Origin of the sequence: Sphingomonas antarctica, assembly GCF_965137005.1 — a bacterium.
GTDB classification, from domain to species: domain Bacteria; phylum Pseudomonadota; class Alphaproteobacteria; order Sphingomonadales; family Sphingomonadaceae; genus Sphingomonas_O; species Sphingomonas_O antarctica.
The window spans coordinates 46962-59499 of sequence record NZ_CBCRXM010000005.1 but is presented as its reverse complement, the minus strand read 5'-3'; the positions used below and the strand labels follow the sequence as shown (position 1 = coordinate 59499).

The 12538-nt window shown below is 64.7% G+C and carries 17 protein-coding genes; 5 read left to right on the top strand and 12 right to left on the bottom strand.

Annotation, left to right across the window (positions count from 1 at the left end; translation table 11 throughout):
* Nucleotides 1-23 precede the first annotated feature (23 nt).
* On the top strand, nt 24-890 hold the full coding sequence (locus ACM9ME_RS07195) for a hypothetical protein (protein WP_415642773.1): 867 nt from the start codon (nt 24-26) through the stop codon (nt 888-890).
* Nucleotides 891-897: 7 nt separating this feature from the next.
* Here ACM9ME_RS07195 and erpA read toward each other — a convergent pair whose 3' ends face one another.
* From erpA to glnE, 4 genes are all read right to left on the bottom strand, one after another.
* Nucleotides 898-1224: an iron-sulfur cluster insertion protein ErpA gene (erpA, locus tag ACM9ME_RS07190; RefSeq protein WP_415642772.1), complete on the bottom strand. Its 327-nt coding sequence runs from the start codon at nt 1222-1224 to the stop codon at nt 898-900.
* Nucleotides 1225-1270: 46 nt separating this feature from the next.
* A complete protein-coding gene (locus ACM9ME_RS07185) occupies nt 1271-1939 on the bottom strand; it encodes a M23 family metallopeptidase (protein WP_415642771.1) in 669 nt (222 codons plus the stop codon).
* Nucleotides 1940-2144: 205 nt separating this feature from the next.
* On the bottom strand, nt 2145-2603 hold the full coding sequence (locus ACM9ME_RS07180; protein WP_415642770.1) for a peroxiredoxin: 459 nt from the start codon (nt 2601-2603) through the stop codon (nt 2145-2147).
* Nucleotides 2596-5217: a bifunctional [glutamate--ammonia ligase]-adenylyl-L-tyrosine phosphorylase/[glutamate--ammonia-ligase] adenylyltransferase gene (gene glnE / locus ACM9ME_RS07175; RefSeq protein WP_415642769.1), complete on the bottom strand. Its 2622-nt coding sequence runs from the start codon at nt 5215-5217 to the stop codon at nt 2596-2598. The genes ACM9ME_RS07180 and glnE overlap by 8 nt, the downstream gene beginning before the upstream one ends.
* A gap of 51 nt (nt 5218-5268) precedes the next feature.
* Here glnE and ACM9ME_RS07170 point away from each other — a divergent pair, with 51 nt between their 5' ends.
* Nucleotides 5269-5433 (top strand): hypothetical protein, encoded by a 165-nt coding sequence (locus ACM9ME_RS07170; RefSeq protein ID WP_415642768.1) that lies wholly within the window; start codon nt 5269-5271, stop codon nt 5431-5433.
* A 9-nt stretch (nt 5434-5442) separates the two neighbouring features.
* Here ACM9ME_RS07170 and ACM9ME_RS07165 read toward each other — a convergent pair whose 3' ends face one another.
* On the bottom strand, nt 5443-6090 hold the full coding sequence (locus ACM9ME_RS07165; RefSeq protein WP_415642767.1) for a sigma-70 family RNA polymerase sigma factor: 648 nt from the start codon (nt 6088-6090) through the stop codon (nt 5443-5445).
* Nucleotides 6091-6114: 24 nt separating this feature from the next.
* Entirely contained in the window at nt 6115-6906 is a 792-nt protein-coding gene (locus tag ACM9ME_RS07160) for a response regulator (RefSeq protein ID WP_415642766.1), read from the bottom strand.
* Nucleotides 6907-7087: 181 nt separating this feature from the next.
* On the opposite strand from ACM9ME_RS07160, the gene ACM9ME_RS07155 reads away from it, so the two are divergent.
* The 3 genes from ACM9ME_RS07155 (at nt 7088) to ACM9ME_RS07145 (ending at nt 9159) form a co-directional block, all read left to right on the top strand.
* A complete protein-coding gene (locus ACM9ME_RS07155) occupies nt 7088-7264 on the top strand; it encodes a NepR family anti-sigma factor (protein WP_415642765.1) in 177 nt (58 codons plus the stop codon).
* 2 nt (nt 7265-7266) lie between these two features.
* Entirely contained in the window at nt 7267-8808 is a 1542-nt protein-coding gene (locus ACM9ME_RS07150) for a sensor histidine kinase (protein WP_415642764.1), read from the top strand.
* Between the two features lie 222 nt (nt 8809-9030).
* Nucleotides 9031-9159: an entericidin A/B family lipoprotein gene (locus ACM9ME_RS07145; protein WP_415642763.1), complete on the top strand. Its 129-nt coding sequence runs from the start codon at nt 9031-9033 to the stop codon at nt 9157-9159.
* On the opposite strand, the gene tatC is transcribed toward ACM9ME_RS07145, so the two are convergent.
* Genes tatC through ACM9ME_RS07115 form a run of 6 tightly spaced genes read right to left on the bottom strand, consistent with a single transcriptional unit; the run spans nt 9156 to nt 12521 of the window.
* Nucleotides 9156-9959, bottom strand: coding sequence for a twin-arginine translocase subunit TatC (gene tatC, locus ACM9ME_RS07140; RefSeq protein WP_415642762.1), 804 nt, complete (start codon nt 9957-9959; stop codon nt 9156-9158). The genes ACM9ME_RS07145 and tatC overlap by 4 nt on opposite strands.
* Nucleotides 9956-10333, bottom strand: coding sequence for a Sec-independent protein translocase protein TatB (tatB, locus tag ACM9ME_RS07135; protein ID WP_415642761.1), 378 nt, complete (start codon nt 10331-10333; stop codon nt 9956-9958). Before tatB ends, tatC begins: the two co-directional genes overlap by 4 nt.
* A gap of 15 nt (nt 10334-10348) precedes the next feature.
* Nucleotides 10349-10624, bottom strand: coding sequence for a Sec-independent protein translocase family protein (locus tag ACM9ME_RS07130; RefSeq protein WP_415642760.1), 276 nt, complete (start codon nt 10622-10624; stop codon nt 10349-10351).
* A 30-nt stretch (nt 10625-10654) separates the two neighbouring features.
* The gene (gene scpB, locus ACM9ME_RS07125) at nt 10655-11227 is read right to left on the bottom strand and encodes an SMC-Scp complex subunit ScpB (protein WP_415642759.1); all 573 of its coding nucleotides are present in this window, start codon (nt 11225-11227) and stop codon (nt 10655-10657) included.
* On the bottom strand, nt 11227-11952 hold the full coding sequence (locus ACM9ME_RS07120; protein ID WP_415642758.1) for a segregation and condensation protein A: 726 nt from the start codon (nt 11950-11952) through the stop codon (nt 11227-11229). Before ACM9ME_RS07120 ends, scpB begins: the two co-directional genes overlap by 1 nt.
* Nucleotides 11949-12521, bottom strand: a complete 573-nt coding sequence (locus ACM9ME_RS07115; RefSeq protein WP_415642757.1) for a hypothetical protein — start codon at nt 12519-12521, stop codon at nt 11949-11951. Before ACM9ME_RS07115 ends, ACM9ME_RS07120 begins: the two co-directional genes overlap by 4 nt.
* Between the last annotated feature and the right edge of the window lie 17 nt (nt 12522-12538).

The window sequence follows — 12538 nt, the reverse complement described above, 5'->3', positions numbered from 1 at the left end:
AATCCTAACGGGGTGCGTCGAGGATGAATGCTGCAACGCCCCCGAAAAGCGGCATGTTCGTTATTTTGCTGGCAACGGCCATCACGGCAGGGGCGAACGGCGCATCGGCGCGATCACCGGCTCCCGGAGATCGGTACGAAATTGTCCGGGAAACCAGCAGCGCGGAACAAAGCAGTCGCGACAATTCCGGCGCTACTCATGATCGAGACAGCTATCTGCTGCGCATACTCGCCTCGCGTGAAAATGGTTTTGAGCTGGAATATGATCTCCCCGCAAAAACGAGCGCGGAAGATCGAGCGCGCACTTGGCAATTTCCGGTGCGCGTTTTCCAACCTCGAAATGGTCCGTTGCAGCTCCTTAATGCATCGGAACTCAACGACCGCATCACCAAATGGCTGGCGGCAGGCAAACTTCCGCGCTCGGCGTGCGGGCATTGGGTGTTCACGTGGAACGCGTTCAAAGTCGAGTGCGATCCGCAATCGGTGCTGGGCGCGCTTGAAGCATTGCGACTGCCACTGACGCCGGTCGCCGTCGGCGACACGTATATATTGCCGGGCACCGGCTCGTCAGGAGTCATCAAAAATAAGGACGGAACGCTGGCGACGTCCATGCAGGTCAATCCCGACGCAATCCGGCGCGAAGCCGCCGAGAGCGACTTGGTCGTTGGCGAGATCATGCAAAAGCCGGTAACATTCACCGCAGCACTATTGGCGCGATCGAACGACCAGATTTCGGGTACCATGACGATTATGCTTAGTGTCGACGGCGGCGGCATCGTGACGCATCAAGCCATCCATTCCCGCATCAAGACGCGAAAGCCGAATGGGGAGATAACGATCCGCACCGTCGACGATGAGATTGATCGCCGCCTGCTGGCGGACGATCGTTAGTCAAGCCTTAGACCGAAAAGCTCGACCCGCAGCCGCAGCCGCTGGCGGCGTTGGGATTAGTCACCTTGAACGCCGCACCGCCGAGGTTTTCGACATAATCGACCGCCGATCCGTCGAGCAGGTCGAAGCTGACCGGATCGACCAGCAAGCGCACGCCATCACGTTCGGTGATCAGATCGTCGCCCTCGGGCGCGTCGGCCAGACCGAATTTATACTGGAAACCCGAACAGCCACCGCCTTCGACCGATAGCCGCAGGATGGCGGGTTTCGCCTGACGCACCGCGATCGCGGCCACGCGCGCCGCAGCGGCTGGGGTCAGGTCGACGTTGTTCATGAGGCTGGAAATAGACGCGCCGCGACCATGCGGCAAGACGGGAGGCTTATTCGCCGCCCAGGTCTTCCTTGTACGCGACCGGCTTTTCCTTCGCCGCGTCCATGATCGTCAGGTAATTGGCGGCCTGGAGGAACGGCACGGGGTTGACCGCATGCCCTTCGAGCCGGACTTCGTAATGCAGATGGCACCCGGTCGAACGGCCGGTCGAGCCCATGCGCGCGATCAGCTGGCCGCGCGCGACGCGCTGGCCCGGCTGAACGAGGATGGCGGACAGGTGACCGTAACGGGTCGAGATGCCCTGACCATGCTGCAGTTCGACGAGATTGCCGTAACCCGAAGCCCAGCCGGCGCGACCGACGATACCGTCGGCGGTGGCATAAATCGCGGTACCCATCGGCCCCGGCATATCGACACCGGCGTGGAACGCCGCGGTGCCGCGGAACGGGTCGCTGCGCACGCCATAGCCCGAAGACGTGGTGGTGATATCGACCGGACGCTGCGACGGGATGGCGACACCGGCGGCGGGGCCGTCGAGACGCTTCCACGACTGGAACAGCGAACGGAACTGGCCGTCCTGCTGCGTCGCGGATTGTGAAGACATGGTGACAACGCCGGCGGCCTCGTACGGGCCACCCTGCCCGCCGGCGATCGCCGGTGCAGTGATTGCGAGCGCGACAATCGTCAGCACGCGCGAAACAAGCTTCGTCAAGATCATGCGATCCCCACCCTTAAACCGCCAGTCCGGCCTGCCCGCCCGAACCGCGTATGTCCTTCGCCTTCCGCCGGATTTGCCCGCCCGGTGGTTGCGACACGCATGGGGTGCCGAAGCCGATTAAGCTTTACAACTAACCATAAGTTAATGTGGGACGAGTTGCGGCGAACGCGCGACGAACCGTTTTATCGACGGGGAACGAAGCGCTTTAGAGCGCTTTGGCGGCCGCCAGCACGGCGTCGGCATGCCCCGCAACCTTCACTTTGCGCCAGATCTGCGCGATCCGGCCGTCCGCGCCGATCAGAAACGTGGCGCGCGCGATCCCCATATACTGGCGTCCGTACAAGGACTTCTCGACCCACACGCCGAATGCTTCGCACACCGCGCCGCTTTCATCGGCGGCGAGATCGACCGCCAGTTCGTACTTATCGGCGAACTTGGCGTGGCGTTTCGCACTGTCCTTGGACACCCCGATGATGCGCACGCCAGCCTTGGCAAATTCGGGTGCCAGCCCGGTGAAATCCTGCGCCTCACGCGTGCAACCCGGCGTGTCGTCCTTGGGATAAAAGTATAGGACAAGCGGTTTGCCCGTGAGCGCGCTCAGCCGTTCGGTGCCGCCCGCCAGCAGCAATGCCACGTCCGGCGCCTGTTCCCCAACCTCAACCATTCCCAGCCTCCTCGACCACGTGTTGCCATGCCGCCGACACGCCCGCGCGCGCCGCCGCCAATTCACTCTCCAGCGACGCCCAATCCGCGAAGCGGCAGGCGCGCGCAACCAACGGACGCACGGGTTCGGGCAGCGCACCGGTATCCGCCGCGACCAGCCGCAGGATGACCAGCAATCGCGTCATCAGCGCATTGGCGGCGACCAATTGCGGCGCGACCGCCGCTGCTGCCTCCCCCAGATCGGGATAAAAGCCGCGCGCTTCGGCGAGCTGGTGAAAATGCACCGCGAATTCGAGATCGACCAGACCGCCATCGCCCAGCTTGACGTCGAGCGGCCCTGAAGCGGGTTTGTGCGCCGCCATGTCGCGCCGCATCTTGACGACGTCGCGCGCCAGAGCGGCGCGATCGCGCGGCCGATCGAGCGCCGCGTCGAGGATCGCCTGCGCCGCCGCGCGGGCCTGCGCCGAGCCGTAGACGGGACGGGCGCGGGTCATCGCCATCAGTTCCCAGGCCCAGGCGTCCGCCATCAAATAACGCTGGAACCCGTCGAGCGACACCGCCAGCGGACCCTGCGCACCCGATGGCCGCAACCGCGTATCGATTTCGTACAGCGCCCCCGCGCTGGTCGCGGCGCTAAGCGCGGTGGACAAACGCGCGCCGAGACGGTTGTAGTAATGCACCGCGCCCAGCGGCTTTTCGCCGTCGGACTCGGCGGCAAAATCGCCGGTGAACAGGTAGATCAAATCCAGGTCCGACGCGTCGGTCAGCGCGCCGCCGCCAAAGCGTCCCAAGGCCAGCACGACGAATTCCGAACCGGGCACGCGGCCATGACGCGCGGCAAAATCGGCAATCGTTGCTTCGGCCGCGGTCGTCAGCGCCGCCTCGGCAAGGCGCGAATAGCCATGCGCGGCGTCGAGCGGATCGGTGTCGCCCTCGATCAACCGCACGCCGAGCGCAAAGCGGCGTTCGCCGACGACTTGCCGCACGCGATCCAGTTGATCCTCCAGCGGCGGTTTGCCGCGCATTTCGGTGCGGATCGCATCGAGCGGTGCGGCCATGTCGTACGCGCCGCCGTCGATCAGGCAGTCGAGCAACGCCGGCCGTCGCGCCACGGCCTCCGACAGGCGTGGTGCCACCGTTAAAATCGCTGCCAGCGTCTCGATCATCGCCGGGCGCGCGCCGAGCAGGCGGAACAGATTCACCCCGCTGGGCAACGCCTCGATCAGCCGTTCGAAGGCGAGCAATGCCGCTTGCGGATCGGCAGCGGCGGCCAAGGCGGCCAGCATCGGCTCGGCAACCGCATCGAACGCCTCGAGCCCGGCGGGAGAGCGCAGCGCCCGGATCTTGCCGCCACGCCAGGCTTCGATCCGCGCGTCACTATCCTCGCCAAAGGCCGCGAGATTAACGGCGACGGGTGTGGCCTCGCCGTCACCATCGAGCGCGTCGTAGAGAGACGCGACCGCCGCAACATGCGGTTCGAGGAGGGCGATCAGCTCGCGGCCCTCGGTCAGCCCATGAAGCTGCGCGACATTGTCGAGTTCCGCGCTGTCTTCGGGCAGCATATGCGTCTGGCGATCGTCGACCATCTGCAGGCGGTGTTCGATCGTGCGATACACGCGATAGGCCTGGCTCAGCGTCCGTGCCTCGCTGTCGGCGACGATCCCCGCCTTGGTCAGTGCCGCCAGCGCGTCGAGCGTGCCGCGCGACCGTAACGCCGGATCGCGCCCGCCGTGGATCAGCTGGTGGATCTGAACGAAGAATTCGATCTCGCGGATACCGCCGCGTCCGCGCTTGAGGTCGAAGCCCGGGCCGAATTCCTGGCCCGAAGCATAGTGGCTGCGGATACGATGAGTCAGTGCGCGCAATTCGGCGACCGCGCCGAAATCGAGACTGCGCCGCCACACGAACGGCTTGATCGCGGTAAGGAAGCTCTCGCCCAGCGCGATGTCCCCCGCCGCCGCACGCGCCTTGATGAACGCCGCGCGCTCCCACGCCAGCGCCGAGGACTCGTAATGCCCGATCGCCGCCTCGACCGGCAGCGCCAGCGGCGTCGCTTCGGGCGACGGGCGCAGGCGCAGATCGACGCGCAGAACATAACCGTCCGCATCGCGCGTCTGCAGCAGATCGACGACGTTGCGCGCCATGCGCGCTGCGGCCTCGACCGGCTCGTCACGCGCGCGGCGGGGTACCAGCGCGGGGTCGAACAACAGGATCGGGTCGATGTCCGAACTGTAATTGAGCTCGTGTCCCCCCTGCTTGCCCAAAGCCAGTGCCGTGAACCCGCGCGATCCCGCGCCGGGTTCTAGCGCGCTCCCTGCGGCAGCGATGGCGGCATCGAGCGCATCGTCGGCAAAGTCGCTCAGCGCGCCAACCACCCGTTCCAGTGGAAAGGCGCCGGCCAGGTCGCCGAGCGCCACGGCGAGCGCCACGCGCTCCCGCCGGACGCGCAAAGAATGCCGAACCTCGCCCTCCACCGGCAAAAATGCAGCGGCCAGCGCGGCGTCGTGGCCATCGGTCGACGCCACCGAAACAATCGAGCTTTGCCGCGCCATTGCGCCGCGCAAATAGGGCGAATTAGCCTCCGCAAGCGCGCAAATTTCGCGGAAATCCAACATTAATGACAGGTTAAGCGGAACATCGGAGGCACGCGACACGTTTCTTTACACATGTCAACCGATCGCGCCTTTCCTGCCCGCCCCGATGAGGAGGCGACACGCCGCTCGTCGATGGCGTTACAGGGCATGGCGCTCAACGCGCTGTTCCCGCCGCCGCCGCGCGTTCCCGACGACATGCTCGCCGCGCTTGCACGGATTGATCGCCGCCCGCGTTAGGCGTGTATATCAAACGTCGGCTTCGCGCCCAGACAGATCGCGCACCTGCCCGATGATCGATTCCAGCGCGTTGGTGCCGCTCGGCCCGTCGCGGCGTGACGGCAGGCTGTTGTCGGACATCACAGCTTCCAGCGCGACCCGCCCGCGCGCGACGCGGCTCTTGATCGTTCCCACCGCGACGCCGCAGATTTCGGCGGCTTCCTCATAGGAAAAGCCACCCGCGCCGACGAGAATGAGCGCTTCGCGCTGCGCCTCGGGCAAGGTTTGCAGCCCGCGCTGCACATCCGCCAGTTCGAGCTGGCCCGACTGGTTCGGCCCTGTGACGAGGATGCGATCGGCAACCAGATCGTCCCAATTGCCCGTGAAGCGCGTCCGGCGCATCTGCGACAGATAGATATTGCGCAGGATGATGAAGGTCCACGCGCGCATGTTGGTGCCAGCCTGAAAGCGCAGGCGCGCGCTCCATGCCTTCATCAGCGTTTCCTGGACCAGGTCGTCCGCCGTATCGCGATTGCCCGACAGCGACCGCCCGAAAGCGCGCAGCTGCGGGATGACGAGCGTCAACTCCGCCTTGAAATCGGCATCGTTGAGCGTCTCGATCGCAGGGGGCACGTCGGTACCTGGCGCATCGGTGTCGGGGTCAGAGATATCGGCCATCCTGATTGTTGGCGCTTAACGTGCTTACGCAGGTGCGGTTTGTTTGTCGAAAAACAAGGCCTGGCTGATCGCCGCACGCACGGTTGCGTGCTGGAAAGGCTTGGTGATCAGGAATGTCGGCTCGGGCCGCTCGCCGGTCAGCAGGCGTTCGGGGAAGGCGGTGATGAAGATTACCGGCACGGTGATGTTCTTGAGGATGTCCGCCACCGCATCGATGCCCGACGAGTCATCGGCCAGCTGAATGTCGGCCAGCACCAGCCCGGGGCGGGTTTCCGCTGCCGACGCCACGGCTTCGTCGCGCGTCACCGCCACGCCGGTCACCGAATGGCCCAATTCGCGCACGATCGCTTCGAGGTCCATCGCGATCATCGGTTCGTCTTCGATGATCAGCACCGACGTCCGCGTCTGGCGCTCGATCTCACTCAACGCGTCTTCGACCAGCGATTTCACTTCCTCGGTGGAAACGTCGAGCAGATGCGCCGCGTCCTCGGGCGCGAAGCCTTCCATCGCGGTCAGCAGCAATGCCTGACGCGCCTGCGACTGCAGCGTCTTCAGCCGGGCATTGCCGACATGTTCGTAATCGCTTTGCGCGATTTCATCGTCGGCACCGAGGTCGGTCGAATTGAAAATCGCCTGAAACGTCCGATACAGGCCCAGCCGCGGATCGACGTCGCGCGGAAATTCATCCGGCGCATCGAGGATCGCCTGCAACGCGGCGCGCACATAATTGTCGCCATGCTGCTGGCTGCCGGTCAGCGCGCGCGCATAGCGGCGCAGAAATGGCAGATGCGGCGCCAGCTGTTGTCCCAGACTCAATTCAACGACCCTCCCTTTACCCCTAAACACGTCACCCGCCTTAACGGCGCGCGCGGCGACCGCCAAGCAAAGCGCCGGCATATTTGTCATGGAACCAATGACGACGCATTTGGTTTCACCCTGTTGAACGGTATTTGAATTTCGCGTGAGAATGGCGCGATCGAAACAAGGGATGCGAGCTTTGGGGGGTCAAGACGGGACGAGGCAACAGGGGCGAACCGCCGTTGGCGGACAAGCTCGTGCGCCGCGCAAGAGTGACGAGGGGCGGGTCGGCGGCGCCTTGCGCGAAGCTTATCGCGCCACCGTCGAGGAACCGGTGCCGGACGATCTGCTCGACCTTCTCAACAAATTGAGCTGATCATGGCCGCCACCCCGCGCGAACACGTCGCCCGGGCGTTCGACAGGCTGTCGACCAGCTACAAGCTGTTGATCCTGCTCAGCCTGTCGCTACTGCCGATCATGCTGATCGCGCTATTGGCCTCGGTCCAGGCGTCGCGCAACGCGGTAGAGCAGCACCGCCAGGAATATACCGCACTGGCGCTCGACGAGGCACAAAATCTCGACGCGACCATCGAGGTCGATCGCAAACTGCTGAGCTCGACGATCGCGGCGCTCGATGCCGGTGAGGACGCCGCGCAGATCTGCGCCAACCTCAAGCAGGTGATGCAATTCCGGAAGGTCATGCGACCGTTCGCGCTCTATGGTGTCGCCGAAGCGCCGTTGTGCGCCTCGGCGGATTACAATTTGCAGAGGCCGATCCGCCCGCTGTTCGATCCGGCGCCTTCGGTCACCGTCTCGGCCAAAGGCATGACGCTCGCCGTGTCATCCAAAACGAGCGGCGCGATGGGTGTCATCGGTTACGACCAGAAAGTCATCGGCGAGCTGGACCGCACTTTGGTGCGCGCGCCCGGAGTCTATGATTTGACGGTGGCCAAGGACGATGAAGGGGTCAGCATCGTCGGCCCGCACGTCAGGCCGCTCTCGAGCACAGTGGTCAGCGCCCCCATGCGCAACGGATTTACCCTGCGTTTGACGATCGCGTCACCCGGCACCAATGCCAGCGACTGGTTGCTCGCCCTGCTCCCGGTCCTGATGTGGATCGCCGCGGCGGTGGTGGGCTTTCTGGTCGTCGATCGCGCCCTGCTCCGCCCGCTCGAAGCCTTGCGCGCGGGCATTGTCGAGGCGCGCGGCGGCATTCCGAAAATCCCGCAAATCGTAACTCCGGCGCACGAAATTCGCGCCCTGGCCGAATCGCTATCGGGCTTCGCCGCCGACCGCGGAACGCATGAAAGCGAAATCAGCGCGGCGCTTGAGCGCCAGACCGCGCTGACCCGCGAGGTCCATCACCGCGTGAAGAACAATCTTCAGGTCATTGCCAGCCTGATCAGCCTGCACGCGCGCGCATCGGACGACCCCGGGGCGCTGGGGGCGTTTTCCGCGATCCAGCGGCGCGTCGATGCGCTCGCGATCGTCCACCGCAATCATTACGCGCAAAGCGATCAGCAGGGCGCGCTCGAACTCAAACCGGTGCTCAACGAACTGGTCGCCAATCTGCTGACCAATCTCGGCGGCGCGCGAATTACCGCGCAACTCGTGACCGTGCGGGTGTCGCTCGACACCGCCACTGCGCTTTCGTTCCTGCTGACCGAATTTGTCGAACTGTCGACGCTGGTCGACATCAATGTGCCAATCCTGCTGGTGGTGAAGGTCAACGACGACAATGTCGGCCGACTGACCATCGATGCCAAAACCTTTGTCACAAACGAGACGTTCGATGAGCTGGTCGATCACCGCTACGGCCGGATCATGAACGGGTTGGTCCGCCAACTCCGCACCACCCTCCATCACGACCCGGTGCGAGGCTGCTATGCCGTTGAATTCCCGACGCTTTCGCAAATCTAGAACTTTTTTCAAAAAGTTGGGAACCGCTTTTTGGATTGACCGTTTTACCTTCGAACAGCGACCTTTTGCCCCCCCGCTCTCGCTGTTCGGAACATGGGCCCGAAGCCACGCCACCCCCCCCCGGCGCCGCTTCGGGCCCAACATTTTTCCAAAGCCCATCATTCTCGGAACGTTACGCCTGGCGATGCATTGATCCATCGCAACCATCCGAGGAGAAACATGATGATCCGCAAAATCGCCACCGTCGCCCTGTTGGGCACGATGCTCGCCACCGCCGCGTGCAACACCGTTCGCGGCGCGGGCCGTGACGTTCAATCGGTCGGCAAGACCGTCGAAAAAACCACCAACTAATTGACGACGTCGGGCGCGGGGTTCTTTGCAGCCTCGCGCTCGCGCCTTTTCTGGGTGAACCAGGTGGCGACCAAGGTCAGCTCGTACAGAATGCACAACGGCACCGCGAGCAACAGCATCGACCCAACATCGGGCGGCGTCAGGATCATCGCCACGCCGAACGATCCGACCCACGCATACCGCCGCGCCGCGACCAATTGGTCCCGCGTCACGATCCCGGCCCGCTCCAACAGCATCAGCAGCACCGGCAGCAGAAATGCAAAGCCGAAGCCGAACAGGAATTGCATGACGAAGGTCAGGTAATTGCCGACCGCCGGCATTGCCTCCTGCGTTACCCCGCCCAGATTGCCGCCGAACCCCAACAGATAATGCAGCGCCAGCGGAATCGCGATGAAATAGGCGAGGCTCGCGCCCAGCCCGAACAGGATCGGCGTCGCGAGGAGAAACGGCAGCAGCGCTCGTTTTTCCTTTTTGTACAGCCCCGGCGCGACGAACAACCAGATCTGGTTGGCGATCACCGGAAATGCCAGCATCAGCCCGGCGAAGAACGCCACCTTCAACTCGACGAAAAACGCCTCGAAAATCTGCGTATAGATCAGCCGGTTTTGCCCCGCCGCGACCAGTGGATGGACCAGCACGACAAAGATCGGCTTGGCGAAATACAGGCAGATGCCGAACGTCACGGCCAGCGCGGCGAACGACCATAACAGCCGTTTACGCAGCTCGATCAGATGATCGAGCAACGGCGCCTGGCTGTCGTCCAGCTCGTCGCGATCTTCGAGCAGGCCCTGCAAGCTCATGGCTTGGCCTCGACCGGTGTTTCCACGGCCGGAGCACCCAGCGGCAATTCAGGCTCGGGCGCCGGCACATCGACCGCAGGTGCTTCGATGGCGAGCGGCGGCGCGGGCGCCTCGACATGCGGCGGCGGCAACACCGGATCGGCATATTGCGCCATGATCCGCTCGTTCTCCGCCTTCCACTTGGTTTCCATTTCCTCAAGTTCGGCTTCGCGGATCATTGCGTCGATGCCCGACCGGAAATGGCGCGACATCGCGCGCGCCTTGCCCACGAACCGACCGACGACGCGCATCGCCTTGGGCAAGTCCTTGGGTCCGATGACGACCAGCGCCACGACCGCGAACAGCAGGAATTCCGAACCGTCGATCCCGAACATCGGGACTTGCCCGTGTTAGACGACGGGCGGCGCGGGCGGAACCGGCGTCGCGGCGGCGGCGGCGGCCTTGGCACGCTCATGCTCGGCGATGATATCGGCGGCGGTGCGCCCTTCGATCAATTGCGCCTTGGCGGGGGTGACCGGGGCGATCTCGTCGTCCTCGGTCATGCCCTTTTTGAACTGCTTCACGCCCTTGGCGACATCGCCCATCATGTTCGAAAAACGCCCGCCACCCAGCAGCAGGATCGCGACGACGGCGAAGATCAGGATATGCGGCAGGGACAGGCCCATCGAACGACTCCGTGAATTGTTGATGCCCATCTAGGCGTCTTCGTCGTCGCTTTCCAGTTCGGTCAGCAGATCGTCGGGAACGGGATCGAGCAGACCCGCCGCGCGCAGGTCGTCGATGCCGGGCAAGTCGCGCCGGTCCTGCAGCCCGAAATGCGTCAGGAACGCCGGACTGGTGGCAAAAGTCAGCGGACGTCCGGGTACTTGCCGACGCCCGGCGGGGACGATCCAGCCCGCCTCCATCAACACGTCGAGCGTGCCTTTCGAAATCTGCACGCCGCGCACCGTCTCGATCTCCGCGCGGCTGACGGGTTCGTGATAGGCGATGATCGCCAGTGTCTCGATCGCCGCTCGGCTCAACCGGCGCGGCACCTCGCGCGTTTCGCGGAGGAGATGCGCCAGATCGGGCGCAGTCTGAAAATGCCACCGCCCGCCGCGCTCGACCAGATTGAATCCGCGATCGGCGAAGTCTTGCGCGATGGCATCGAGCGCCCCGCGCAATTCCTTTTCGTCGCGCTCCAGCCGCCGCGCGATCTCCGCGAGTGTCAACGGCTCGTCGCTGGCGAAAATCAACGCCTCGAGCGCGCGTTGCTGTTCGTCGCGCATCACGCCGCCTTGACCAGTATCGGCCCGAACGGCGCATCCTGTCGCAGATCAATGACCCCGCGTCGCGCCAGTTCGAGGCTGCCGACCATCGTCGACGCCAGCGCCGAACGCCGGTAAGCCTCGTCGACCGTCTGCGGCAGAAATTCCACAATCGCGGTCCAGTCGCGCAGCTTGGCGACCCGCGCCTCGATCGCCGCAATCGCCGCTTCGAGCGTGACCAGCGACCGCCGCGCCACCTGATGCAACACCGGCGCCGTCCGCGCCTTGACCATGCCGTACGCCGCCACAAGATCGTAAAGCGACGCTTGCCACAACGCCTTGCGGTCGGTCGCCAGTCCCTCGGGCGCATCGCGCGCGAACACATCGCGGTCGAGCCGGTCGCGCGCCATCAGCCGCGCCCCCGCCTCACGCATCGCCTCCAGCCGCCGCAGCCGCTGTTGCAGGCGCATCGCCAGATCTTCGGGATCGGGGTCCTCGCGCGCGTCGCGCGGCAGCAACAGCCCCGATTTGAGGTAAGCCAGCCACGCCGCCATCACCAGATAATCGGCGGCCTGCTCCAGATGCGCCGACCCCGCGCGCTTCAGATAATCGAGATACTGATCGACCAGCGCCAAAATCGACAGCTGCCGCAAATCGACCTTCTGCGCGCGTGCCAAGGCCAGCAACAGGTCGAGCGGCCCCTCCCACGCCCCCAGATCGACGGTTAGTTCGGCATCGTCGCTCAACGCCCCGGTCCGCTTGCCCGAAACATGTCGAGTTTGAGGTCGAAATAGGGCTTTCCGTCGTGGCGGATCAGCATCCGCTGCGGCCAGATCACGCCATGCGAGCGGAGTTCGCCCGAAAATTCGAATGTCTGCGGCAATGGCGCACCCGCCTCGCTGTCGGGCACGGTGTTCGATCCCGATTGCAGCCGCCCCGCCCGGTCGAAACACAAGGTCGTGTCGGGCGCACCGGCATGGCGCGCAACCACGCAGCGCCCCCGCGCGTGCGTCGTCAGCATCAGCCCGTACAGCGCATATTGCATCCGCTCGTGCCGCACCGTCGCATCGGGCAGCGTGCGGTCCTTGCCCTGGAACGTCACCGTGCCCGTGGTGCCGGTGATGACCATGGTGCGCGCCCGATCCGGCCCTTCGCCGACGATCCAGCTTCGTGAACGCGCGGTGCCGAACGGTTCGACCTGCGTATCGACGACGATGTCGATGGTCCGGTTGCCGTCGAATACCCGCGCCGTGCCGGTCCAGCCGATCGCCGGCAACGGTCGCGCCAGGGCGGGCGACGCGACGAGCGCCAACATCGGCAATATGTGCCGGA